The organism is Corallococcus sp. AS-1-6, from assembly GCF_020037015.1.
Taxonomy (GTDB): domain Bacteria; phylum Myxococcota; class Myxococcia; order Myxococcales; family Myxococcaceae; genus Corallococcus.
The window spans coordinates 128,908-154,879 of sequence record NZ_JAIQDE010000024.1; the positions used below are offsets into that span (position 1 = coordinate 128,908).

Here is a 25,972-nt window from a genome sequence, read left to right on the forward strand (position 1 = left end):
GCGCGTTCAGCCGGCGGCCTGGGTCTCCTGCTGGAGGCGCTCGCAGACGGCCGCCACCGCGCTCAGCGTGTTGAACAGGTCCACCATGCCCACCTGGAGGCCCAGGTCGTCCTCGATGCGGTTGGCCAGCATCGTGGCCAGCAGCGAGTTGCCCCCCACCTCCAGGAAGTGGTCCTCCGGCCGCACGGCGTCCACCCCCAGCAGCTCCTGCCAGTACCCCGCCAGCCGCGCCTCCATGGGCGATGGGACTGCGCTCTGTGTGCTCATGGTGGGCTCCTGCCGGGTGGGCGCTCGAATGGCCGTAAAATGAGGAAAATAGAACTACCGCGTCAAGACTGGGCGCGCCAGGGCAGGCAGGCGGCCTTCACCGTTCCCCGGGTTCCGGGGTTCCCTGGCAGGCTCGCGAGCCATGGACCACGCGAACGAGGCCGGATCGGCCGCTGGGGGGGAGGACGCCCCCATGGCGGTGGCGGTGGTGGGGTTGGCGCTGCGCTTTCCGGGGGCGGCGGACGCGGGCCAGTTCTGGCGCAACCTGGTGGGCGGGGTGGACTCCATCACCCGGCTGGACGCGGCGGGGCGGGCGCGCCTGGGGCTGCCCCAGGGCGACGAGTGGATCACCGCGGCGGGGGTGCTGGAGGAGGCGGAGGGCTTCGACGCGGCGTTCTTCGGGTATCCGGCGCGCGAGGCGGAGCAGATGGATCCGCAGCACCGGGCGCTCCTGGAGTGCGCGTGGGCGGCGATGGAGTCCGCGGGGTACGCGCCCCGGGGCCTGCCGATGCGGGCGGCGGTGTACGCGGGGGCGGGGTTCACGACGTACGGGGGGCGGGACGTGGCCGCGGGGCTCGCGGGGGCGCTGGGGCTCTCCGGGGACTTCCTGGCCACGCGGGTGTCGTACGAGCTGGACCTGACGGGCCCGGCGATGACGGTGCAGTCGGCGTGCTCCACGTCGCTGGTGGCGTTGCACCTGGCCTGTCAGGCGCTGCTCGCGGGTGAGTGCGACCTGGCGCTCGCGGGAGGGGTGTCCATCCGCACGCCGCAGTTGGGCGCGCACCGCAACCAGGAAGGCGGCATCCTGGCGCCGGATGGGAGATGCCGGCCGTTCGACGTGAACGCGGCGGGCACGGCGGTGGGCAATGGCGTGGGGGTGCTGGTGCTCAAGCGGCTGGCGGACGCGGTGGCGGACCGGGACCCCATCCGCGCCATCGTGCTGGGCACGGCGCTGAACAACGACGGGGGCGGGAAGACGGGGTTCGCGGCGCCCTCGGTGCAGGGGCAGGCGGCGGTCATCCGCGAGGCGCTGTCGGTGGCGGGGGTGTCGCCGTCGGACGTGTCCTACGTGGAGGCGCACGGGACGGGGACGGCGTTGGGGGATCCCATCGAGGTCGCGGCGCTCAAGCAGGTGTTCCACGGGGTTGCGCCGGGCGCGTGTGGCCTGGGCGCGGTGAAGAGCAACTTCGGGCACCTGGACGCGGCGGCGGGCGTGGCGGGGGTCATCAAGACGGTGCTGTCGATGGAGCACCGCACGCTGCCTCCGACGCTGCACTTCACGAAGCCGCATCCGATGCTGGAGCTGGAGGGCAGCCCCTTCCAGGTGGTGGCGAGCCCGCGTGCGTGGGAGGGGCCGCGGCCGCTGCGCGCGGGGGTGACGGCGCTGGGGATCGGGGGCACGAACGCGCACGTGGTGTTGCAGGAGGCGCCGGCCCTACCGGAGACGGACGCGCCCCGGCGCGGTGAAGAGGTGCTGCTCCTGTCCGCGAAGACGCCAGGGGCGCTGGAGCGGATGACCTCGGCGCTCGCGGAGCGCATGCATGGGGCTTCAGGCTCCTGGCTCGCGGACGTCGCTCATACGTTGCAGGTGGGGCGTGCTCGCTTCCCTTGGCGCCGCTTCGTCGTGGTCCGACACGGGGAGGACGCGGCGGCGTTGCTGGAAGGGCGGTCCTCCGCGGGTGAGGATGCGCCTCCCCGGATCCGCACCGTGTTCGACGAGGGCGAGTCTCGCGGCGTGGCCTTCCTGTTTCCGGGCGGTGGCGCGCAGCGGGTGAACATGGGCGAGGCATTCCTTCGCGAGCCCGCGTTCCGCGCGGCCATTGATACATGCGCGGAGTGGCTTCGCGGTCCCATGGGCGCGGACCTCCGCGACATCCTCTTCGCTGGCCCCGAACGCTTCGACGCGGCGGCTCGTGAATTGGACCGGCCGTTGTGGTCCCAGCCCGCGCTGTTCGTCTGCGACTGGGCGCTCGCGCAGTTGTGGCTGTCGTGGGGCGTGAAGCCGGAGGCGTTGCTGGGGCACTCGCTCGGCGAGTACGTGGCCGCGTGTCTCGCGGGGGTGTTCACGCTGGAGGAGGCGCTGGGCCTCGTCGTCGCTCGCGGACGGTTGATGGAGGCGATGCCTCCGGGCGGGATGGTGTCCGTGCTCGCGCCCGTGGAGCAGGTCTCGGAGCTTGTGGGGCCGGCCGTGTCGGTGGCGGCCATCAACGGTCCGGAGACGTGTGTCCTCTCCGGGCCGCTGCCGGAGCTGGAGGCCGTGGAGCAGGCACTGACGGCGCGGGGCATCGAGCACAAGCGGGTGCGCTACGCACGCGCGGCGCACTCCTCCATGATGGAGCCGTACCTGGAAGGCTTCGCTCGGGACGTGGCCCGCGTGAAGCTCCGCGCGCCGTCGCTGCCCGTCGTGTCCAGCCTCACCGGCCGGTGGCTCCAGGAGCGCGAGGCGACGTCTCCCGACTACTGGGTCCGGCACCTGCGGCACACGGTCCGCTTCTCCGATGCCCTGGGCTGCCTGCTGGAGTCCGGCGACCGTGCACTGATTGAAGTGGGCCCGGGCACGACGCTCACCGCGCTCGCGCGGCAGCACCCTGCGCGCAAGACGCAGCCCGTGCTGGCCACCCTGCCGACGAAGGGCGACGCGCCCGTGAGCGCCCTGGCCGCCCTGGGCGAAGCGTGGGCCGCGGGCGTGGACGTGGACTGGGAACACCTCCGGGACGGCGAGCGGCGCCGTCGCGTGGACCTGCCGACCTACAGCTTCGACCGTGAGCACTACAGCCTGGACGATGCCGCGCCGAGCCCCGTCGCTCGCGACGCCATGTCGGTCCGGGCGAAGGCGACCGTGTCTGCGAAGGCACGGGCCCCGCGTCGCGGTGAGCGCGTGGCGCCTCGTGACGCCACGGAGCAGGCCCTGGTCGAGTGCTTCCAGACGCTGTTCCGCCTGGACGGCGTGGGCATCCACGACGACTTCTTCGCGCTGGGCGGTGACTCGCTGGTCGCGCTCCGGCTGCTCGCGATGATCTCCGAGCGCTTCGGCAAGCGGCTCGCGCTGAAGGAGATGCTGACCGCGCCCACGGTGGAGCTGCTGGCGAGGAAGCTGGGTGGGCGGGAGGAGACCCTGTCCCTGCCACCCGGGGTCGCGTTGCTCCAGCAGGGGACTCGCGGTCCGCCCCTCTTCTTCGTGCACGGGGCCGGCGGTCAGTCGGTGTTCTACCGGGAGCTGGCGCAGGCCATCGACGCGGACCGGACCGCCTACGCCTTCGAGTCCCGGGGCCTGGAGCCGGACGGACCGCTGCACACGTCCGTCGATGAAATGGCGACGGCCTATCTGGAAGGACTGCGCGCGCTGCAACCCGTGGGGCCCTACCTGCTGGTGGGCGCGTCCTTCGGCGGGGCGGTCGTCTACGAGATGGCCCGCCGGCTGACGGCGGAGGGCCACGCGGTGCCGCTGTGCGCGATGCTCGACACGCCGGGCCCTGGAGACATCGCCCGTGCCCGGGCGGGTGGGGTGGGCTTCGCGCAGGAGCAGGTCCTCACGGATCCGGAGCAGCAGCGGCGGTACGTGCGCGTCTGGGAGGCGAACATGACGGCCCTGCGCGACTACCCCGTGCCCCGCTTCGAGGGCGGCACCCTCCAGTTCTTCCGCGCGGCGACGGTCATCGAGCACATGCCGAAGCACGTGGAGCTGGAGTGGCTGGACTCGGGGGCGGTGCTCCGGGTGGAGACCGTGCCCGGCGACCACCAGTCGATGCTCCTGGGAGAGAACGCCGTGGGCCTTGGCGCGAAGCTCGCGGCGTTCCTTCCGTAGGCGACTGTCTCAACTGGAGCCCGGACGGCCTCGCCGCTGGGCCATGCGCCGCAGGTTGTCCCGCCGTTGTGCTCCCGGGTCCTGCGCGGGCGCGGGAGCCGCGGCCGGTGACGTGTCCTTCGGCGGTGACAGGTGGCCGGCGAGCGCGCGCACCGTGGGGTACTGGAAGAGCGTCACCAGCGGGACCTTGCGGCCCACCAGCGCCTCCAGCTTCGCGTGCACGGACTGGAGCAGCAGCGAGTTGCCGCCCAGGTCGAAGAAGTTGTCGCTCGCGCCCACGCGCTCCAGTCCCAGCACTCCGGCCCAGAGCGCCGCCAGCGTCTGTTCCAGGCCCGCCTCGGGGACGCGGTAGTCCTCGCTCAGCTCGGGGCGGTGCACGTCCGGCGTGGGCAGGGCCTTGCGGTCCAGCTTGCCGTTCGCGGTGAGGGGCAGCCGCTCCAGCACCACGAACGCCGACGGCACCGCGTGCTCCGCGAGCGCCCGGCGCAACGAGGCCCGCAGCGCGTCCACCGTGAACGCGGCCCCTTCGCGGAGCACCAGGTACGCGACCAGCCGGCGTTGTCCCGGCACGTCCTCGCGCACCTGCGCCACCGCCTCCTTCACCGGGGGCTGTGAAAGCAGCGCGGCCTCCACCTCGCCCAGTTCGATGCGGAAGCCTCGCAGCTTCACCTGCGAATCCGCGCGGCCCCGGAACTCCAGCGTGCCGTCCGCGAGCCACCGCACCACGTCGCCCGTGCGGTACAGCCGCGCGCCGGGCTCGCGGGAGAACGGATCCGGCCCGAAGCGCTCCGCCGTGAGCGCGGGCTGGCCCAGATAGCCGCGCGCCACCTGGGCGCCTCCCAGGAACAGCTCGCCCCACAGCCCCACCGGCACGGGCTGTCCCGTGCCATCCAGCACGTATACGCGCACGTTCGGCTCCGGGCTCCCGATGGGGGGCAGCAGGCCTTCCGGCGCTTCAGGCTTCACGACGCCGGAGGTCGCGATGACGGTGTTCTCCGTGGGGCCGTAGCAGTTGAGCCACTGTCCCGGAACGGAGGGACCCGGACGGCGGTGCAGCACGTCACCGGCCACGTGCACCCGGCGCAGCGGCATGCCGGACGGCCACGGTTGCTCCAGCGCGGCCTCGGCCATGGGCGTGGGCAGCGTGGTGAGCGTGATCCCCTCCGCCGCGAGCCACCGCACCAGCCGCGCGGGCTCCGCGCGCACCTCGTCCGAGGGCAGGTGGAGGCTGGCGCCATGCGAGAGCGACGGCCAGGTCTCGAAGACGGTCGCGTCGAACGCGAGCCCCGTCAGCAGCGTGGCCCGGTCCCCCGGTTCTATCCCCGCCGCCGTCCCGAGCCCCGCGACGAGGTTCGCCAGCGTCCCATGCGTCACCGCGACGCCCTTGGGCCGGCCGGTGCTGCCGGACGTGTAGATGACGTAGGCCATCGCCTCCGCGTGCAGTGTCACGCCGGGCGCGGTGACGGGCTGGGTCTCCAGTGCGGGCTCCGCGTCCAGGCAGAGCACGCGCACGCCGCATCGCTCGAAGCGGGAGGCGAAGGCCTGCCGGGTGACGACGATGCGCGCGCCACTGTCCGTGAGCACGTGCCGCCACCAGGCCTCCGGCCACGTCAGGTCCATGGGCAGGTACGCCCCGCCCGACTTGAGGATGCCCAGCGCGCCCCACACGTAGCCCGGCGTGCGGTCCACGCAGAGCGCGACCACGGTCTCCGGCTTCACGTCCTGCGCGCGCAGCAGGTTCGCGAGCTGGTTCGACCGGGCCTCCAGCTCCCCGAACGTCAGCCGCGCTCCCTCACCCGCCAGCGCGAGCGCCTCCGGTCTCCGCCGCGCCTGCTCCGCGATGCGCGAGGGCACGCGCAGGTCCTCGGGGACATCGAGCGCGGTGTCGTTCCACTCCACGAGGAGCTGCCCCCGCTCCGCCTCCGTCAGCAGCGACAGCGACGCGAGCGGACGCTCCGGATTCCGCGTCACCTGCTCCAGCAGCCGCAGGTAGTGCCCGGCCATGCGCTCCACCGTCGCCGCGTCGAAGAGCGCGGTGTTGTATTCCCAGTGCGTCAGCAACCCGGTGGCGGATTCGCGCATGAACAGGGTGAGGTCGTGCTTCGCGAGCCCTGGATCGAAGGGCACCGGCGCCGTCTCCAGCCCGCGCAGGGGGATGCCGGGGAAGTCCTTGAAGAGCGCGAACACGGCCTGGAACACGGGCGTGCGGCTCAGGTCCCGAGGCGTCTGGAGCGCGTCCACCAGTTGTTCGAAGGGCACCTCCTGGTGCGCGTACGCGCCCAGGCAGGTCTCCCGCACGCGGCCGAGGAGGACCTGGAAGGACTCGGCGCCGGAGACCTTCACGCGCAGGGGCAGGGCGTTGACGAAGAAGCCGATGAGCCCCTCCACCTCGCGCTGGTTGCGGCCGGAGATGGGCGAGCCGACCACCACGTCGTCCTGTCCGCTGTAGCGCGACAGCAGGGCGTGGAAGCCCGCGAGCAGCGCCATGAAGGGTGTGACGCCCTGCTGGTGACACAGCTCGCGCACGGCGGCGTCCACCGCGGCGGGGATCCGCACCATGTGGGCCGCGCCCGCCTGGGCCTGCACCGGCGGACGCGGCCGGTCGGTGGGCAGCTCCAGCGCGCGGGGCGCACCCTTCAGTTGCTGCTTCCACCACGCGAGCTGCGCATCGAGCGCTTCTCCCTGGAGCGTCGCGCGCTGCCAGCGGGCGTAGTCCGTGTAACGGATGGGCAGCGGCGGCAGGCGCGGCGTCTGGGTGCGGGTGAAGGCGTCGTAGAGGATGCCCAGCTCGCGCCCCATCACCTCCGTGGACCAGCCGTCCGTGATGATGTGGTGCATGAGCAGGAAGAGGGCGTGATCCTCCGCGTCCAGCCGCAGCAGCGTCGCCGTCAGCAGCGGGCCCGAGCGCAGGTCGAAGACATGGCGCATCCGCTCCTCCGCGCGCCGGCGCAGCACGGAGTCGCGCTCGTGGGGCGGCACGTCCTCCAGCCGCTCGAAGGCGAGCGCGAAGGGGACCGAAGGCAGGACGCGCTGGACGGGCTGGCCGTTCTCCTCCGCGAACACCGTGCGCAGGGCTTCGTGACGGTCGATGAGCGCCGTGAGTGACCGCTCCAGCGCCGCCACGTCGAGCGGTCCCTTGCACCGGATGAACAGCGGGACGTTGAAGGCGAACCCGCCTGGAGCGAGCGCGTCGATGAACCACAGCCGCTGCTGCGGGAAGGACTGGGGCGCGGAGTCTCCTGCCTCCGTGCGCACCAGGGGCGGTGCCTGGAGGGGATGGGCTTCCCGGCGAAGGGCTTCGATTCGCGCGGCCAGCTCCGCGAGTGTCGGAGCCTCGAAGAGCACGCGCACCGGCAGCTCCATCCGGAGCGCCTCTCGCAGACGGGAGGCCACCTGGGTCGCGAGCAGCGAGTGCCCACCCAGCTCGAAGAAGTGGTCGTGCGTGCTCACGCGCTGCACGCCCAGCAGCGGTGCCCAGATGTCCGCGATGAGCTTCTCCACCGCGGAGACCGGGGCCACGTAGACGGTCCCGGGGATGGCCTCCTCCGTCGGGACGGGCAGGCCGTGGCGGTTCACCTTGCCGCTCGGGCCCAGGGGCAGCGCGTCCATGCGCACCAGGGCGGAGGGCACCATGTACTCCGGCAGCCGTCGTGCCAGTGATTGTCTAAGCGCCTCCGCGGAGAAGGCCGCTTCCGGCTGGACCACGTAGGCCACCAGCCGCTTGAAGCCCGGCGTGTCCTCGCGCAGGACGACGACCACGTCCTGGACGTCAGGCAGGGCGCGCAGGGCGGACTCCACTTCGCCCAGCTCCACGCGGAAGCCGCGCAGCTTCACCTGTCCGTCCAGGCGGCCCAGGAACTCCAGGCGTCCATTCGGGAGCCAGCGGGCCTTGTCTCCCGTGCGGTAGAGGCGGGCGCCGGGTGTGGGGCTGAAGGGGGAGGGCACGAAGCGCTCTGCCGTGAGGTCCGGCCGGTTGTGGTAGCCGTGCGCGAGTCCTTCGCCTCCAATGAACACCTCTCCTGGGACGCCGACGGGACTCGGATTCCCGCATGCATCCAGGACGTAGGTCTGGACGTTGGTCAGCGGCGTGCCCACCGGAGGGAGCGCGGGCCACGTGCTCGGAGGTCCTGACGCACGCCATGCGCTGGCGGCGTGCGTCTCCGAAGGACCGTACTGATTCTCAAGGATGCACCCGGGCAGCCGCTCGAAGAAGGCGACGAGGGCGGGCGTCACCTGGAGTTGCTCGCCCGCGGTGATGACCTCGTTGAGGGGAGGCAGCTCCGTCGCGGTGCGCGCCGCTTCGCTCAGCGACTGGAGCGCGACGAAGGGGAGAAAGAGCCGCTCCACCCGGTGCTGGGTGAGGAAGCGCAGCAGCGCCGGTGGGTCGCGGCGCAGCTCCGCGGAGCTGAGCAGCAGCCTTCCACCGAGGCACCAGGTGCCGAAGATTTCCTGGAAGGAGACATCGAAGTTGAGGGAGGCGAACTGGAGCGTGGTGGCTTCGGCACGCACCGCACGGCGCGTCTGCCACGCGAGCATGTTGCCGATGCCCCGGTGGGACATGGCGATGCCCTTGGGACGTCCGGTGCTGCCCGAGGTGAAGACGACGTAGCAGACGGCTTCGGGCGACAGCTCCACATTGGGAGACGTGGTGGGACGCGAGGCCAGGGAGACGCTCTCCAGCATCACGATGCGCGCGGAGGTGCCCGGTGGAAGGGCGCGCACGAAGGACTGGTGCGCGAGGACGACGGGCGCGCGGGTGTCCTCCACCATCAGGGCCAGACGCTCGGCCGGGTAGTTGGGGTCGAGCGGGACGTAGGCGGCGCCGGCCTTGAGGGTGGCGAGGACGGCGACGGGCATGTCCAGGCTGGAGCGCTCCAGGCACAGCCCGACGGAGCTTCCCGGCGTGACGCCCAGGGCGATGAGGTGGTGCGCGAGCTGGTTGGCGCGTGCATCCAGTCGCGCGTACGTCAGCGACGCCTCGCCGTTCGTCACCGCGACCGCTTCCGGTGTCCGTGCGGCCAGCGCCTCCACCCATTGGTGCATCAGGCCGGGCTCGAAAGAGGTGTCCTTCGCGGCGTTCCACGTCACGACGACCTGCTTGCGTTCATCCTCGGAGAGGAGCGGCAGGGCCGACAGGGGCTGCTCGGGATGGCGGATCGCTCCCTGGAGCAGCCGCACGTAGTGCCCGGCCATCCGGACGAGGGTCTCCTCCTCGAAGAGGGCGGTGTTGTACTCCCAGAAGGCGGTCAGCCCCTGCTCCGACTCGCGCACGAAGAGCATGAGGTCGAAGCGGGAGACGCCCGTCTGGAATGGGACGTCCTCCGCCTGGAGGCCGGGCAACGAGATGGGGACGGCCGCCTGTTGCAGGACGAAGAGGGCCTGGACCAGCGGCGCGCGGCTCAGGTCTCGCGGCGGCCTGAGCATCTCCACGAGCTGTTCGAACGGCAGGTCCTGATGCGCGAAGGCGCCCAGGCAGCTCTCGCGTACCCCGCGCAGCAACTGCCGGAAGGAGCGCGAACCGGTGACGTCCGCGCGCAGGGCGAGCGTGTTGACGAAGAGGCCGAGCAGCCCCTCCACCTCGCGGCGGTTGCGGCCGGAGATGGGCGAGCCGACCACCACGTCGTCCTGGCCGCTGTAGCGCGCGAGCAGGGCCTGGAAGCCCGCGAGGAGGGTCATGAACAGCGTGGTCCCTTCACGCTGGCCCATGGCGACGAGGGCGCTGGTCAGCGCGGGCGGAAGGGGGACCTCGATGTACGCGCCCTGGAAGGTCTGCACGGGCGGACGCGGCTTGTCGGTGGGCAGGTCCAGCACGGGCGGTGCCCCCGCGAGATGCTCGCGCCACCACGCCACCTGTTCCTCCAGCACGTCGCCCTGCAACCACGCGCGCTGCCACAGGGCGTGGTCCGCGTACTGGACGGACAGCGGCGGGAGCGCGGCCTCCGTGCCCTGGAGCCGGGCGAGGTAGAGCGCGTCCAGCTCCTTCTGGAACAAGGCGATGGACCAGCCGTCGAAGACGCTGTGATGGAAGTTGAGGATGAGGACCTGATCCTCGTCCGCGACGCGGAGCAGGGTGGCCCGGACCAGGGGGCCTCGGCGCAGGTCGAAGGGGATCTGCGCTTCGGCCTCCACCTGGCGCTGGAGCGGACGGCGCGGATCCACGTCCACCTGCCTCACGGTGAGCTTCCACGCGGGCCCGATGCGTTGCACCGGCTGGCCGTCCACTTCGTCGAACGTGGTGCGCAGGATCTCGTGACGCCGGATGAGGGCGTTGAGCGCGTCTTCCAGCGCCCGGGTGTCCAGCCGTCCCCGGAGCCGGGTGACCAGGGGCAGGTTGTAGGCGTGCGCGCTGGTGTCCAGTTGCGAGACGAACCACAGCCGCTGCTGGGAGAACGACTGCGGGACGAGCTCGCCGCGAAGCTGGGGCACCAGCGGCGGGACGGCCTTCCGGTTCGCGCCGTGCAGGTGCTCCTCCAGGCGCGCGGCGAGCTGCGCGACGGTGGGCGCCTCGAAGAGGACTCGCAGGGACAGGTCCATCTGGAAGGCTTCTCGCAGCCGCGAGACCACCTGTGTGGCGAGCAGTGAGTGGCCACCCAATTCGAAGAAGTGGTCCTGCAGGCCCACGCGCGGCACCACGAGCAGGGAGGCCCAGATGTCGGCGATCACCTTCTCCACCGCCGTCATGGGCGCCAGGAACCCCGTGTCGTCCGCGGCTTCCTCGGTGGGCGCGGGCAGGCCGTGGCGGTTCACCTTGCCGCTCGGGCCCAGCGGTAGCGCGTCCATGCGCAGCAGGGCGGAGGGCACCATGTGCTCCGGCAGCCGTCGCGACAGCGCCTGCTTCAATGCCTCCGGTGAGAAGGTTGCTTCCGGTTGGACCACGTAGGCCACCAGTTGCTTGTGGTCCGGCGTGTCCTCGCGGACCACGACGACCACGTCCCGCACGTCGGGCAGGGCGCGCAGGGCGGACTCCACTTCGCCCAGCTCGACGCGGAAGCCGCGCAGCTTCACCTGGCCATCCAGGCGGCCCAGGAACTCCAGTTGCCCATCCGCGAGCCAGCGGGCCTTGTCTCCCGTGCGGTAGAGGCGGGCGCCTGGGGTGGGACCGAATGGAGACGGGATGAAGCGCTCCGCGGTGAGGTCCGGCCGGCCGTGGTAGCCGTGCGCGAGCCCTTCACCGCCCACGTACAGCTCGCCCGGAACTCCGACAGGGCAGGGCTCGCGGCGCGGGTCCAACACGTAGGCCTGGACCGATGGCAGCGGCGTGCCCACTGGAGGAAGTGCGGGCCACGTGCTCGGAGGTCCTGACGCACGCCATGCGCTGGCGGCGTGCGTCTCCGAAGGACCGTACTGATTCTCAAGGATGCACCCGGGCAGCCGCTCGAAGAAGGCGACGAGGGCGGGCGTCACCTGGAGTTGCTCGCCCGCGGTGATGACCTCGTTGAGGGGAGGCAGCTCCGTCGCGGTGCGCGCCGCTTCGCTCAGCGACTGGAGCGCGACGAAGGGGAGAAAGAGCCGCTCCACCCGGTGCTGGGTGAGGAAGCGCAGCAGCGCCGGTGGGTCGCGGCGCAGCTCCGCGGAGCTGAGCAGCAGCCTTCCACCGAGGCACCAGGTGCCGAAGATTTCCTGGAAGGAGACATCGAAGTTGAGGGAGGCGAACTGGAGCGTGGTGGCTTCGGCGCGCACCGCACGGCGCGTCTGCCACGCGAGCATGTTGCCGATGCCCCGGTGGGACATGACGATGCCCTTGGGACGTCCGGTGCTGCCCGAGGTGAAGACGACGTAGCAGACGGCTTCGGGCGACAGCTCCACGTCGGGAGGCGTGGTGGGACGCGAGGTCAGGGAGACGCCTTCCAGCGTCACGATGCGCGCGGAGGTGCCCGGTGGAAGGGCGCGCACGAAGGACTGGTGCGCGAGGACGACGGGCGCGCGGGTGTCCTCCACCATCAGGGCCAGACGCTCGGCCGGGTAGTTGGGGTCGAGCGGGACGTAGGCGGCGCCGGCCTTGAGGGTGGCGAGGACGGCGACGGGCATGTCCAGGCTGGAGCGCTCCAGGCACAGCCCGACGGAGCTTCCCGGCGTGACGCCCAGGGCGATGAGGTGGTGCGCGAGCTGGTTGGCGCGTGCATCCAGTCGCGCGTACGTCAGCGACGCCTCGCCGTTCGTCACCGCGACCGCTTCCGGTGTCCGTGCGGCCTGCGCCTCCACCCGGACGTGGATCAGCCCCGACGCGGGGAGCCGCTCCTCACGGCTGTTCCATGCGACCAGGAGCTGCTCGCGCTCCTCCCTGGACAGAAGGGACAGCTCCGCCAGGGGCAGCTCGGGGTTCGCGGTGACGCCGTCGAGCAGCCGCACGTAGTGCGCGGCCATCCGGGCGACGGTCGCCTCCTCGAAGAGGGCGGTGTTGTACTCCCAGTAGGCGACGAGCCCCTGGGGCGTCTGCCGCATGAACAGCATCAGGTCGAAGCGCGAGACGCCCGACTGGAACGGGAAGTCCTCCACCGCGAGGCCGGGCAGGGACAGCGGCGTCGCGGCCCGCTGCAGGACGAACATCGTCTGCACCAGGGGCGTCCGGCTCAGGTCTCGCGGTGGCTTGAGCGCGTCCACGAGCTGCTCGAAGGGCAGGTCCTGATGCGCGAACGCACCCAGGCAGCTCTCGCGCACCCCGCGCAGCAACTGCCGGAAGGAGCGCGAACCGGTGACGTCCGCGCGCAGGGCGAGCGTGTTGACGAAGAAGCCGATGAGCCCCTCCACCTCGCGGCGGTTGCGGCCGGAGATGGGCGAGCCGACGACGACGTCCTCCTGGCCGCTGTAGCGCGCGAGCAGGGCCTGGAACCCCGCCAGCAGCGTCATGAACAGCGTGGCGCCTTCTTGCTGTCCCATCCGTTGGAGCGAGCCATGGAGGGGCTGGGGCAGCAGCACCTCGAAGTTCGCGCCCTGGAAGGTCTGCACGGGCGGACGTGGCTTGTCGGTGGGCAGGTCCAGCACGGGCGGTGCTCCCGCCAGCGCCTCCCGCCACCACGCGAGCTGATCCTCCAGCTCCTCCCCCTGGAACGACTCTCGCTGCCACCGCGCGTAGTCCACGTACTGGAGGGACAGGGGCGGCAGCGCGCCCTGGCCCCGCGAAGCATAGAGCGCGTTCAGCTCCCGCTGGAGCACGTCGATGGACCACCCGTCGAAGACGATGTGGTGGATGACGAGCATCAACACGTGGTCGTCATTGGCGACGCGCAGGAGCAGCCCTCGCACCAGCGGCCCGCGCCGCAGGTCGAACGGGCGCCGCGCCTCCGTGGCCAGTTGCTCCGGGAGCTTCCCGGGCTCCACGTCCGCCCTCGCCAGCGTGAAGTCCCAGGGCGGCCCGATGCGCTGCACCGGCTGTCCATCCACCTCGTTGAACGTGGTGCGCAGGACCGCGTGCCGCTGGATGATCTCCGCGAGGCTCCGCTCCAGCGCGTCCGCGTCCAGCGCGCCCCGCAGCCGGGTGACCATGGGCACGTTGTAGGAGTACCCCAGCGTGTCGAGCTGGGAGATGAACCACAGCCGCTGCTGCGCGAAGGACTGCGGCAACCAGCCGTCGCGGGGACCGGGTGCCAGCGGCAGGGACTGGAGCCGGCTGCTCTCCCTCCGCAGTGCATCGATGCGCGCCGCGAGGCTGGTGACCGTGGGCGCCTCGAACAGCGCCCGCACGGACAGGTCCACCTGGAACGTCTCCCGCAGCCGGGAGGTGACCTGCGTCGCGAGCAGCGAGTGCCCGCCCAGCTCGAAGAAGGAGTCCTGCGTGCCCACGCGCGTGCGGCCCAGGAGCGCGGCCCAGACCTCGGCCACCGCCGTCTCCGTCGGGGTGACCGGGGCCACGTAGGCGTCCTCCGCGAGCGTGTCGCCCACGGGCGTGGGGAGCGCCCTCCGGTCCACCTTGCCCACGGGCGTCAGCGGCAGCCGGTCCAGCTTCACGAAGGCGGCGGGGACCAGCGGCGCCGGAAGCCGGGCGGACAGGCGCGAGCGCAGCGTGTTCACGTCCACGTCCGCGCCGGTCACATAGGCCACCAGCCGCTTGTCGCCGGGGGCGTACTCGCGCACCTCCGCCACGGCGTCCTCCACGCCGGGCAGGTGGCGCAGGGCGGTCTCGATCTCTCCCAGCTCGATGCGGAAGCCGCGCAGCTTCACCTGCGTGTCCGCTCGCCCCATGAACGCCAGCTCGCCGGAAGGCAGCCACAGGGCGCGGTCGCCCGTGCGGTACAGCCGGGCGCCGGGGACGTCGCTGAAGGGGTGGGGCACGAAGCGGTCCGCGGTGAGGTCCGGCCGGTCCAGGTAGCCCCACGCGAGACCGTCGCCTCCCACGTACAGGTCGCCCACGACGCCGGGCGGCACCGGCTCCAGGCGCGCGTCCAGCACCAGCGCCTGCGAGTTCTCCAACGGGCGGCCAATGGGCACGGGCATCCGCGCATCCAGGTCCCGCTTCACCTGATACGTGGCGGAGAAGGTGGTGTTCTCCGTGGGCCCGTAGCCGTTGGTGACCGCGCGGCCCGCGTCCAGCAGCTTGCGCGCGGCCAGCGGGGACAGCACGTCACCGCCCGTGAGGACCTGCCCCACGCGAGCGAGCGCCGCGGGCCGGTTCAGCGCCATCTGCTCGAAGAACGCCGTGGTGAGGAACATCACGCTGATGCGCTCGCGCTCCAGCGTCGCCTCCAGCTCCTCCAGCGACGGCGTCACCGGCGGATAGAGGAACAGCTTCGCGCCGCTGAGCAGCGCGCCCCACAGCTCCAGCGTCGCGGCGTCGAACGACGTGGTGGCCAGTTGGAGGACGACGTCGTCCGCACTGAACCGGACGTAGGACACGCCCTTCACCAGCCGCGTCACGCCCCGGTGGGGAACGCCCACGCCCTTGGGCCGGCCGGTGCTCCCGGACGTGTACATGACGTACGCGAGCGCGTCCGCGGGGACCCGCACGTCGGGCGCGGCCCTGGATTGATCCTCGAAGGCCCGCCAGGACGGGTCGAGCACCACGACCCGTGACGCCAGGCCCTTCAGCGAGGACTCGCGTCCCTGCTCCAGCAGGAGCACGGCGATGCGGGCGTCGCGCGCCATGAGCTCCAGGCGCTCGGGGGGATAGCCTGGATCCAGCGGGACATACGCGCCACCGGCCTTGAGGATGGCGAGCGTCGCCACGACCATCTCCAGCGACCGGCCCGCGCACAGGCCCACCGGCGTGCCCAGCCGCACGCCCTGTCCCCGCAGGTGGTGCGCGAGCTGGTTCGCCCGCGCCTCCAGCTCCGCGTACGTGAGCCGCCCGCCAGCCGCCTCCACGGCCACCGCGCCGGGCGTCCGCGCGGCCTGCTCCGCGAAGAGCGCGGGCAGGGACGCATCGCGAGGGTAGGGGACGGCCGCTCCCGTCCCCTGGTCGAGCAGGTGCCGCCGCTCCCGCGCGGTGAGCAGCGGAAGCGTGGCCACGGGGCGCTCGGGCTCCGCGACCGCGGCCTCCAAGAGGCGCGTGTAGTGCTCCGCGAAGCGCGCCACCGTCGCGGCGTCGAAGAGGTCGGTGCTGTACTCCCAGAGCCCCACGAGCCCCTCCGGCGTCTCGCGCAGGAAGACGGTGAGGTCCATGCGCGACACGCCCGGCTCGAAGTCCAGCTCGGAGGTCCGCAGCCCCTCCAGCGCCAGCGCGGGCACGGCCGAGTGCTGGAGCGTGAAGAACACCTGGAACAGGGGAGGGCGGCTCAGGTCGCGCTCGGGCTGGAGCGCGTCCACCAGTTGCTCGAAGGGGACCTCCTGGTGCGCGTACGCGTCCAGGCACGTCTTGCGCACGCGGCGCAGCAGCTCCCCGAAGCCGAGCGCGCCTTCACCCCGCACGCGCAGGGGCAGCGTGTTGATGAAGAAGCCGATGAGCGGCTCCACCTCCTGGCGCGTGCGGCCGGAGATGGGGGACCCGATGACGACGTCGTCCTGGCCGCTGAGCCGCGACAGCAGCAGGTGCATGCCGCCCAGGAGCGCCATGAACAGCGTCACGCCCTGCTTGCGGCACAGCGCGTCCAGCGCCTTCCCCAACTCCGGAGGCAGCGCGTGCCGGTACACCGCGCCCCGGGTGGACTGCGCGGCGGGACGGGGGCGGTCCGTGGGCAGCTCCAGCGCGGCGGGCGCGCCCGACAACTCACCCCGCCACCACTCCAGTTGCTGCCTCAGGTGCTCGCCCTGGAGCCACTGCCGCTGCCACACGGCATGATCCGCGTACTGCACCGGCAGCGCGGGAAGCTGCGGCGTCGTGCCGGCGCGAAAGGCCGCGTAGAGCGCCTGAAGCTCCCGCTCCATCACCGTGAGCGACCAGCCGTCGCAGCAGATGTGATGCAGCATCAGGAGCAGCACGTGCTCCGCTTCCCCCAGCCGCAGGAGCCGCACGCGCACCAGCGGTCCCGCGCCCAGGTCGAAGGGCACGCGCGCCTCCGCCTCCGCGGCCTGTCGCAGGGCCTGCTCCCGCTCGGACGCGGGCAGCGCCTCCAGCGACTCCACGTCCAGCGGCAGGCGCAGCGACGGCGCGATGCGCTGCACCGGCTGGCCTTCCACGACCGCGAAGGTGGTGCGCAGCGCTTCGTGCCGCTCCACCAGCACGGCCAGCGCCCGCTCCAGCGCGGGGACGTCCAGCGCGCCGGTGAGCCGCGCGAAGTACGGGACGTTGTAGGAGATGCCCCCGGGCGTGAGCTGCTCGATGAACCACATCCGCTGCTGCCCGAAGGACAGCGGCAGCAGGGCGTCACGGGGGACGGGCACCACGGGCGGCGCTCGACGACGGGGCCTGGCCGGGGACTTCGGCGCGGGGGCGGAAGGGGAGCCGGGGTGCTCGGTCGTCATGTCGCGCTCGGGGGAAGGCGGGGGAAGGGGGCCGCCCTCCAGGGGCGGCGCGGCTCAAGCGGTCTGCTCCTGGCGCAGCTCGTCGCACAGCGTGGCCACCGCCTGGAGCGTGTTGAACAGCTCCACCATGGACACCTCCACGCCCAGCTCGCTCTCGATGCGATTGGACAGGACCGTGGCCATCAGGGAGTTGCCGCCCATCTCCAGGAAGTGGTCCTCCGGGCGCACCACCTCCACGCCCAGCAACTCCTTCCACCACGCCGCGAGCTTCGCTTCCGTGTCCGTGAGGCGGGCGGCTTCTTCGGGGCTCGGGTTCAAGGCCGTTCCTCCTGCCTGCTCACGCGGGCTTCAGCCGCTCGCGCAGCAGGTACTTGCGCACCTTGCCGGTGGCCGTCTTGGGCATCTCGTCGATGAGGTCCAGGCGGTCCGGCCAGTACTGGTTGGACATGCCCTGCTGCTTGAGGTGGTCGCGCAGCTCGGTGAGCGTGGGCGGGGCCTCTCCCTCGCGCACCACCACCACGGCGCACACCCGCTCGCCGCCAATCTTGTCGTCGGAGTGCGCGACGACCGCGACCTCCTTCACCTTCGGGTGCGAGTACAGCGCGGACTCCACCTCCACCACGGGGATCTTGTACCCGTACCGGAAGATGACGTCCTTCAGCCGCCCCACGATGCGGATGCCGCCGCGCCCGTCGTCGCGCGCCAGGTCGCCCGTGTCGAACCAGCCCTCCGGGTCCACCGCCGCGGCGTACACGTCGTCACGCTTGAAGTAGGTGAGGCACTGGCTGGCGCCTCGCACCAGCAGCCGCCCCGTCCCGTCCGGATACGGCGTGCCGTCCTCCGCGAGCGCCGGGACGATGCGCGTCTCCATCCACGCCACCGCGCGCCCGTCGCTCTGGCTGGGCCAGTCCGGCGGGTCCTCGTGCCGGGTGATGGTGACCGCGCCGTTCTCCGTCATGCCCCACAGCGTGTGCAGCCGCACGCCGAACACCTCGCGCACCGCCGCGATGAGGTGCGGCGGCACCGGGATGGAGCCCGTGGCCAACTGCCGCAGCGAGGAGGTGTCGCGCTGGCGCTTTCGCTGCAACGCGATGAGGTTCATCAGGTACGTGGGAATGCCGTACGTGAACGTGACGCCGTGCTCCTCGAAGAGCTTGAGCGTCAGCTCCGGGTCGCCCACGTCCATGTAGATGGCCGTGGCCCCCAGCAGGATGGGCATCAGGTACGAGTACGTGAAGCCCGTGGACGCCGTCAGCAGCGACGGCAGCGCCACCACGTCCGTCCCGTCGATGCCCAGCGTGTCGCACAGCGCGCGCGTGATGCCGTAGTTCGTGTTGTGCGAGTGCACCACGCCCTTCGGCTCCCCCGTGGTGCCGGACGTGTAGAGGATGTTGCACACGTCGTCCGCGGACGCCGGGGCCACGCCCTCCAGCGACGCCTCCTGCTCCCACTCGCGCTCGATGAAGTGGCGCTCGAAGTCCCGCTCGCCCGCCTGGAGGTCCGAGTTGCTTCCCAGCAGCACCCGGTGGCGCAGCGACGGCAGCACCGCTGCGATGTCGCGCGCCATGTCCCGGTGCGAGTGCCCCGTCCACGACGTGGGCCCCACGTACACGGAGGCCTCCGTGCGCCCCAGGATGAACTCCACCTCGCGCCGCCGGTAGTCCGGCGGAATGGGCGCGATGACCGCCCCCAGCCGCGCGCACGCCAGCGCCAGCGCCGTGAAGTGCCACCCGTTGGGCAACTGCACCGCGACGATGTCCTCGCGCCCCACCCCCAGCTCGCGCAGGCCCAGCGCGAACCGGTCCATGTAGCGCGCCAGCTCCGCGTACGTCAGCCGCGTGATGTCCTTGGAAAAGTACCGTGCGGCGATGATCGCGGTCTTGTCCGGGTGCGCCTGGACGCAGCGACGCAGATCGTCAACGACCGTGGTGTCACGCCACCAACCCTTTCGGCGGTACTCCGAACCCTTCTCCAATGCCGCTGCGTTATGGAAACGCTGCCCCATCTGAAGGTCTCCTCCGAGTGACGTGAAACCGGGGAATGCTGGGCCTTCCGCGCGTGTAACACCGCGAGATTACCGGGCAAGGCGATTTTTTCTCGTACATCTACATCTTAAGAAAAACCGCGTTGACGGCGCATGATGCGATTTCCTAGGGTGTCTCACAACAGCCGGATTCCTGGGCTGTGACAGCGACGCTACGGGCATGACTTTCTCGGCGAATCCAACGACCCCCGGGCTGTCGCGCGACGCGCGGACGCCAGAAGAACCCACGGCCTCCGGCGGCCCGGTGGCGCCTGCTCGCACCGGGGACGGGGCTGCGGGCGCCGCGTCGGAGGCGGGGTTGGCGCTGCTGCCGCAACGGGCGAAGCGCGTTCGCCGGACCATCGTGCGGCTGGCGGCGACGCCGTCGGGCTGTCACCTGGGCGGCTCGCTGTCCATGGTGGAGATATTGGTGGCGCTGCTGGGCCGGGTGATGCGCGTGGATCCGCGCGCGCCGAAGGCGCCGGAGCGCGACCACCTCATCCTGTCCAAGGGGCACGCGGCGGCGGGGCTCTACGCGGCGCTGGCGGAGTTCGGCTTCGTGGACGTGGAGACGCTGGTGCGCGAGTACAACGCGGACGGCAGCATCTTCACCGGCCACGTGAACGCGGCGGTGCCGGGCGTGGAGTTCGCCACCGGCAGCCTGGGCCACGGGCTGGGGCTGGGCGTGGGGCTGACGCTCGCGCACGTGCTGCGCGGGGAGCCCAACCGCACCTTCGTCGTCTGCGGCGACGGGGAGATGGGCGAGGGCTCCAACTGGGAAGCGCTCCAGGTGGCGTCGCACCGAAAGCTCACCGGCCTGACGTTGATCATCGACCGCAACGGCGGGCAGAACGACGGCCCCACCGAGTCCATCCTGTCGCAGGAGGCGCTGGTGCGGAGGCTGGACGCGTTCGGCTTCCAGTCGCTGGAGGTGGACGGGCACGACCTGCCCGCGCTGGTGGCCGCGCTGGAGGCGCCGGTGGTGGACGGCCGTCCGCGCGCCATCGTCGCCCGGACGCAGAAGGGCGCGGGCGTGCCGATGCTCAAGGGCAAGGGGCCGCACTACGCGGTGTTCTCGCCGGAGCACCTGCGCCGGGCGCTCGCGTCGCTGGGGGAGGACGGACAGTGAGCGCGTCGCTGGCCCCCGAGGTGGACCTGGCCCTGGCGCCGGAGGCGTGGCTCGCCGCGCACCCGGAGCTGTCCAACCGGCTGGTGTTCCGGCACGCGGCGGCGCGCTTCGCGCAAGAGGACGCGCGCGTCGTCTTCCTGGAGGCGGACCTGGGCGGCGGAGGCGATCCGTTCGAGAAGCGCCACCCCCAGCGCTACTTCAACCTGGGCATCTGCGAGGCCACCATGCTGGACATGGCGTGTGGCCTGGCGCACGGCGGACACACCGTCATCGCGCACAGCTTCGCGGCCTTCGGCGTGATGCGCGCGTGCGAGCAGGTGCGGCTGAACCTGGCCTATGCGCGCGCCAACGTGAAGCTGGTGTGCGACTACGGCGGCGTGGCGGGCGCCTTCTTCGGCCCCACGCACCACGCCATTGAAGACCTGGCCGTGCTGCGCGCGATGCCCAACCTCACCGTGGTGTCCCCCGCGGACGGCCTGGAGACGGTGCAGGCCACGCGCGCGATGCTCCAGCACGACGGCCCCGTCTACCTGCGGCTGGGCCGCAACCGCGTCACCCGGCTGGACCTCCCGCGCCCGCCCTTCGAGCTGGGCCGCGCCGCGCTCCTGCGCGAGGGCGACGACGTGGGGCTGCTGGCGCACGGCGAGGTGGGCGTGTCCGTGGCGCTGGACGCCGCGAAGCTGCTGGAGGCGCGGGGCGTCAGCGCGCGCGTGCTCAACGTGCACACGCTGAAGCCATTGGACGAGGAGTCGGTGCGCGAGACGGCGGCGCGCACGCGGCTGCTGGTGACGGTGGAGGAGCACAACGTGCTGGGCGGCCTGGGCAGCGCGGTGTGCGAGACGGTGTGCTCGCTGGACCTTCAGCGGCGCGTGCTGCGCGTGGGCCTGCAGGACCGGTACGACTCACGCGCCGGCTCGCACGAGGCCCTGCTCCAGGGCCATGGGCTGGAGGGCGGGCAGGTGGCCGAGCGCATCCTGGGAGTGCTCCCAAGAACCCCGGTGTTTGCCGTGGAACCCGCAACGAGGAGGGACTGACATGCAGGTCCAGAACCCGAACCCGATGACGCAGTCCGTCCCCCCGGAGCAGTGCCCGTTGTGCGCGCAGCCGGTGCCGGGCGGCAACCGGCTGGTGGGCGAGGTGCTCTCCTGTGACGGCTGTTCCGCCGAGCTGGAGGTGGTGGGCATCAACCCGCTGCGGCTCGAGGAAGCACCCGAGGTCGAGGAAGACTGGGGAGAGTAGCCCCGCGCCATGCGCAAGGTCGACCTCGTCTATACGCGCGTGCGCACCGAGGAGAAGCTCCTCCTCGAGGCGCTGCGCAGGCGCGACTGCGCCGTCAACCTGGTGCAGGACTCCGGGATGGTGCTGTCCATGGACCGGCAGCGCCTCACCGAGGCCGACACCGTGTTGATGCGCAGCATGTCCTTCACGCGTGCGCGCTACCTGGCCACGTTCCTGGAGATGAAGGGGCTGCGCGTGCTCAACAGCGCGAGGACCATCTCCCTGTGCGGGGACAAGGCGCTCACCAGCGCGGCCCTGGCCGCGAAGGGCGTGCCCATGCCGTGGTCGTTCGTGGCCTTCGACGAGGACGCGTGCCTGGAGGCGATCGAGCAGAAGGGCTACCCGGTGGTGACCAAGCCCGTGCTGGGCAGTTGGGGCCGGATGGTGGCCCGGCTGGACTCGCGCAGCGCGGCGGAAGGCGTGCTGTCCACGCGCTTCGGCACCGGCGGCGCGCAGGACCACGTGGCGCTGGTGCAGGAGTACGTGGACAAGCCGGGCTACGACCTGCGCGTCTACGTCATCGGCCGCGCGGTGGGCGGCCTCCGGCGGCGCTCCGAGCATTGGATCACCAACACCGCGCGCGGCGCCGTGCCGGAGCGCTACGAAGTCCCGGTGGTGCACGCGAAGCTGGCGGAGGCCGCGGCGGAGGCGGTGGGCGGGGACATGGTGGCGGTGGACCTGCTGGAGACGCGCGGCGGCGACATCTACGTCAACGAAATCAACCACTGCGTGGAGTTCGCGCGCAGCATCGACGAGACGGGCGTCCCGCTGCCGGACCTCATCGCGGAGTACGTCGCGTCCGGAGCGGGAGCGCGGCGATGAGCGTGCGCTTGGCGGTGCTGGGAGCCGCGGGCTACACCGGCGGCGAGGTGCTGCGCCTGCTGCTCGCGCACCCGGCCGTGGAGGTGGTGCAGGCCACCTCCGGCCAGTTCGCCGGCAAGCGCCTGGACTTCCCGCACCCGCACCTGCGCGGGGTGGGGACGCTGCGCTACACGCCGCACGACGCGCTGGAGCCCTGCGACGTGCTGGTGAGCTGCATGCCGCAGGGGGAGCTGCTCCAGCGCTGGCCGAAGGTGTCCCGGCTGGCGGAGCGGGTGGTGGACCTGAGCGCGGACTTCCGCCTGGACGCCGCGGGGCACGCGCGCTGGTACGGCAAGCACCCGCGCCCGGACGACGTGCCCGCGTTCGTCTACGGGCTGCCGGAGTGGATGGGTGACGCGCTGACGAACGCGCGCCACGTCGCGGTGCCCGGCTGCATGGCGCACGCGGGGCTGCTGGCGCTGTTGCCGCTCTTGCACGCGGGGCTCGCGCGCCCGGACGTGCTGGTGGTGGACGCGAAGACGGGCTCGTCTGGAGGGGGCTCCACGCCGGACCGCTCCTCGCACCACCCGGAGCGCGCGAACGCGCTGCGCTGCTACAAGCCGGTGGGCCACCGGCACACGGGGGAGCTGGAGGGCGTGGTGGCGCGCATCACGGGCCAGCAGCCCACCATCCACTTCAGCGCCACGGCGGTGCCGGGCGTGCGCGGCATCCTGGCGACGGTGCACGCCTTCGCGGCGCGTCCGGTGGAGGAGGCGGAGGTGGTGCGCGCCATCGCCACGCGCTACCGCGAGAAGCCCTTCGTGCGGCTGTTGCGCCCCAGCGCGTCGCTCTCGCCGTTCCCGGAGCCCGGGCCGCTGCTGGGCACGAACCACTGTGACCTGTCGGTGGACGTGGACGCGGAGCGGGGCCGCATCGTGGTGAACGCGGCCATCGACAACCTGGTGAAGGGCGCCGCCGGCACGGCGGTGCATGCGCTGAACCTGATGCTGGGCCGCCCGGAGACGGAAGGGCTGGGCTTCCGGGGCCTGCATCCGCTCTAGACCGCTGTTCATTCCGAGGAGCCGCACCCATGAGCTTGAGCACGAAATCCCCTGGCGAGGTGTTCGCGGCCGCGGTCCAGAAGCAGGGCACGAAGGCGCACGTGGACTACGACACGTCCATCGTGGACGCGTTCCCCGGCTTCAAGCGTCGTCCGCGCATCGCGGTGCGCGGCATGTTCAAGACGGCGAAGGCGGAGCGCGACCCGGTGCCCTTCTGGTACGAGACGCACCCCCAGACGAAGCCCACCGGGCCGGTGCAGGACGTGGAGCTGCGTCCGGAAGCGGGCTTCGAGTTCCACCAGGACACGCAGGCGCTCAAGCCCACGCGCGCGTGGATCCAGGTGCCGCGCAACCTGCTGGAGGATCCCCAGTCGCTGGCGCAGTTCATCGACTTCCGGTTGCTGGTGCGGCTGAACACGGCGGAGAACCAGGCGCTGTGCATCGGCAAGGGTGGGGAGGGCGTGCGGGGCCTGATGCACACGCCGGGCATCGTGCGGCTGCCGGCGAAGAAGAACGCGGTGGCCTCGCTGCTCAACGCCTGCGCGCAGGTGGAGCAGATGGGCGGGTCCGCGGATGGCATCGTCATCAACTCGTTGGACTTCTACGAGCACCTGGTGGGCCAGCAGTCGCTCCTGTCGGACCTGGCGGCCATGGGCATCCGCCTGTGCCGCACGCGCATGGTGAACCCGGGCACCCTCATCGTGGGGGACTTCACGGCCGCGGCGACGCTGTATGACAGCCAGCGCTCGGTCATCCGGTTCGCGGAGCCGCCGCCGGGCATCTTCCCGCGCGAGGGACTGGCCGCCTACGGCGAGGTCTACACGACGCTCGCGGTGCACCTGCCCACCCACTTCTTCGTGGCGTCGCTGACCTGATGGTCTCCGCGAGCGCGAAGGGCGAGGGCGCGCGGCTCACGGTCCTCTACATCACCGGCTGGTGCCGCAGCGGCAGCACCATCCTGGGCAACGTCCTCAACGAGGTGCCGGGCTTCTTCCACGTGGGGGAGCTGAGCTTCCTCTGGAAGAACGCGTACGGGAACGGCTCCAACACCCTGTGTGGTTGTGGCCAGCAGTTGTTGGAGTGCGGCATCTGGAACACGGTGCTGACCTCCGACGTGCCGGCGGGCCTGACGCCGCGCGCGCACGCGGAAGAGGTGGTGCGCCGGCAGCAGGCCGCCGTGCGCACGCGGCACACGTTGCGGGTGCTGGACGAGGCGGGGGACTCGCAGGCGCTCCAGTCGCACGCGGACTTCCTCGCGCGGACGTACCGCGCCATCGCGAGGGCGACGGGGAGTACGGTGCTGGTGGACAGCGGGAAGTTCCCGTCCGAGGCGGCGCTGCTGCCGCGCGTGGAGGGCATCCGGCCGCTGTACCTGCACCTGGTGCGCGACCCGCGCGCGGTGACGCACTCGTGGACGAAGACGAAGCAGTACGTCGTCCCGATGTCCGCCGCGCGCAGCACGGCGTACTGGTTGGGCTTCAACGCGGCGTCGGAGGAGGTGACGCGGAGGTTCCCCGACCGGTCGCTCTTCCTGCGCTACGAGGACTTCATCGCCGCGCCGGACCGCGCGGTGGACACGGTGTTGGACCTGGTGGGCGTGCCGCGCGCGCAGAACCCGGTGAAGGGCCGCACGGTGGTATTGGGGAAGAACCACACCGTCACCGGCAACCCGGACCGCTTCCGCAGCGGACCCACGCTCCTGCGCGGTGAGGACGACGCGTGGAAGGGAGAGCTGGCCTCCGGAGCGAAGGCGCTCACCGTGGCGCTCGCCTGGCCGCTGATGGCGAAGTACGGGTACTTCAGCGGAGCACGGCGCGCACCCATCGGAGGGTCCGCGCCGGACGCAGGCGCGGAGAGCCGCCCCTGAGCCTGCGGACATGAGCCCTGTCTCCACGGAAGAGAAGACGAGAGACCGGCCCGGCCCCCGTCGGAGGCGCACCGAAAAAACCTGTCCGACAGTCGGACAGGTTCGGAGGCCCATGGAGGGAGGCGCCAGGGCCCGCCATGCCCCGGAAACCTGTCGGACAGGTGGTGGAGACCCGAAGCCGGGGCGCGCGTCCCGCCCGAGCCGCGAAAACCTGTCGGACAGTCGGACCGGGCTCGGAGAACCGAAGCCTGGGGCCACGTTCCGCCCGAGCCGTGCAAACCTGTCGGACAGTCGGACCGGTTTTGAAGAACCGTGGAGGGTGGCCGCCGCTCCGTCCGGCCAGCGGAAACCTGTCGGACAGGTCTCGGAGGCCCGAAGCCGGGGCTCGCGTCCCGCCCGAGCCGCGAAAACCTGTCGGACAGTCGGACCGGTTTTGATGAACCGTGGAGGGGGCGCCGCTCCATCCGGTCAGCGGAAACCTGTCGGACAGGTGTTGGAGGCCCGAAGCCGGGGCTCGCGTCCCGCCCGAGCCGCGACAACCTGTCGGACAGTCGGACAGGTCTTGATGAATCGTGGAGGGGGGGCGCCGCTCCATTCGGTCGGCGGAAACCTGTCGGACAATCGGACAGGTTGTGGAGAACCAGGGCTGGGCGCCAGGGCTCCCACAGGGCAGCGGAAACCTGTCGGACAGTCGGACAAGAGTGGGCGCCCCGCGGATGGGGCCGTCGTTTCACCTGGGGCGTGGAAACTTGTCCGGCAGTTGGGCCGGTCTTGTCGCACCGCATCCGGGCGGCCGTCGTTGCATCTGGGCCGTGCAAACCTGTCGGACAGGAGGTCTGCGCGGAATAGCGAGGCCAGTTGGCCGGCTGCCAAGCGACAAGGGGGACAGGAGCTTCGAGCACAATGC

General features: G+C 71.7%; 12 protein-coding genes. 8 read left to right on the top strand and 4 right to left on the bottom strand.

From position 1 onward, the window contains the following. Window positions 1–6 precede the first annotated feature (6 nt). Complete coding sequence (locus tag K8612_RS28415; RefSeq protein ID WP_014394890.1) at window positions 7–267, bottom strand: phosphopantetheine-binding protein; 261 nt, start codon at window positions 265–267, stop codon at window positions 7–9. A 142-nt stretch (window positions 268–409) separates the two neighbouring features. Between K8612_RS28415 and K8612_RS28420 the strand changes: the two genes are divergently transcribed. Beyond that, window positions 410–4,072: a type I polyketide synthase gene (locus K8612_RS28420; protein ID WP_223764563.1), complete on the top strand. Its 3,663-nt coding sequence runs from the start codon at window positions 410–412 to the stop codon at window positions 4,070–4,072. 9 nt (window positions 4,073–4,081) lie between these two features. On the opposite strand, the gene K8612_RS28425 is transcribed toward K8612_RS28420, so the two are convergent. Genes K8612_RS28425 through K8612_RS28435 form a run of 3 tightly spaced genes read right to left on the bottom strand, consistent with a single transcriptional unit; the run spans window position 4,082 to window position 18,911 of the window. Beyond that, on the bottom strand, window positions 4,082–16,906 hold the full coding sequence (locus K8612_RS28425) for a non-ribosomal peptide synthase/polyketide synthase (RefSeq protein WP_223764564.1): 12,825 nt from the start codon (window positions 16,904–16,906) through the stop codon (window positions 4,082–4,084). 54 nt (window positions 16,907–16,960) lie between these two features. Then, window positions 16,961–17,224, bottom strand: coding sequence for a phosphopantetheine-binding protein (locus K8612_RS28430; RefSeq protein ID WP_223738556.1), 264 nt, complete (start codon window positions 17,222–17,224; stop codon window positions 16,961–16,963). 19 nt (window positions 17,225–17,243) lie between these two features. Further along, the gene (locus tag K8612_RS28435; RefSeq protein WP_223764565.1) at window positions 17,244–18,911 is read right to left on the bottom strand and encodes an AMP-binding protein; all 1,668 of its coding nucleotides are present in this window, start codon (window positions 18,909–18,911) and stop codon (window positions 17,244–17,246) included. 199 nt (window positions 18,912–19,110) lie between these two features. On the opposite strand from K8612_RS28435, the gene K8612_RS28440 reads away from it, so the two are divergent. The 7 genes from K8612_RS28440 to K8612_RS28470 are packed head-to-tail and all read left to right on the top strand — an operon-like array spanning window position 19,111 to window position 25,065. After that, window positions 19,111–20,058 carry a 1-deoxy-D-xylulose-5-phosphate synthase N-terminal domain-containing protein gene (locus K8612_RS28440; protein ID WP_223764566.1) on the top strand — a complete coding sequence of 316 codons (948 nt, stop codon included), beginning with the start codon at window positions 19,111–19,113 and terminating at the stop codon, window positions 20,056–20,058. Beyond that, window positions 20,055–21,092, top strand: a complete 1,038-nt coding sequence (locus K8612_RS28445; RefSeq protein ID WP_373692145.1) for a transketolase family protein — start codon at window positions 20,055–20,057, stop codon at window positions 21,090–21,092. Before K8612_RS28440 ends, K8612_RS28445 begins: the two co-directional genes overlap by 4 nt. A gap of 1 nt (window position 21,093) precedes the next feature. Then, a complete protein-coding gene (gene lysW / locus K8612_RS28450; RefSeq protein ID WP_223738560.1) occupies window positions 21,094–21,297 on the top strand; it encodes a lysine biosynthesis protein LysW in 204 nt (67 codons plus the stop codon). 9 nt (window positions 21,298–21,306) lie between these two features. Continuing rightward, window positions 21,307–22,158, top strand: coding sequence for a RimK family alpha-L-glutamate ligase (locus K8612_RS28455; protein WP_223764567.1), 852 nt, complete (start codon window positions 21,307–21,309; stop codon window positions 22,156–22,158). Next, window positions 22,155–23,198, top strand: a complete 1,044-nt coding sequence (argC, locus tag K8612_RS28460) for an N-acetyl-gamma-glutamyl-phosphate reductase (RefSeq protein WP_223764568.1) — start codon at window positions 22,155–22,157, stop codon at window positions 23,196–23,198. Before K8612_RS28455 ends, argC begins: the two co-directional genes overlap by 4 nt. 29 nt (window positions 23,199–23,227) lie before the next feature. Further along, complete coding sequence (locus K8612_RS28465; protein WP_223764569.1) at window positions 23,228–24,073, top strand: family 3 encapsulin nanocompartment shell protein; 846 nt, start codon at window positions 23,228–23,230, stop codon at window positions 24,071–24,073. Next, on the top strand, window positions 24,073–25,065 hold the full coding sequence (locus K8612_RS28470; RefSeq protein WP_223764570.1) for a sulfotransferase: 993 nt from the start codon (window positions 24,073–24,075) through the stop codon (window positions 25,063–25,065). Before K8612_RS28465 ends, K8612_RS28470 begins: the two co-directional genes overlap by 1 nt. Window positions 25,066–25,972 lie beyond the last annotated feature (907 nt).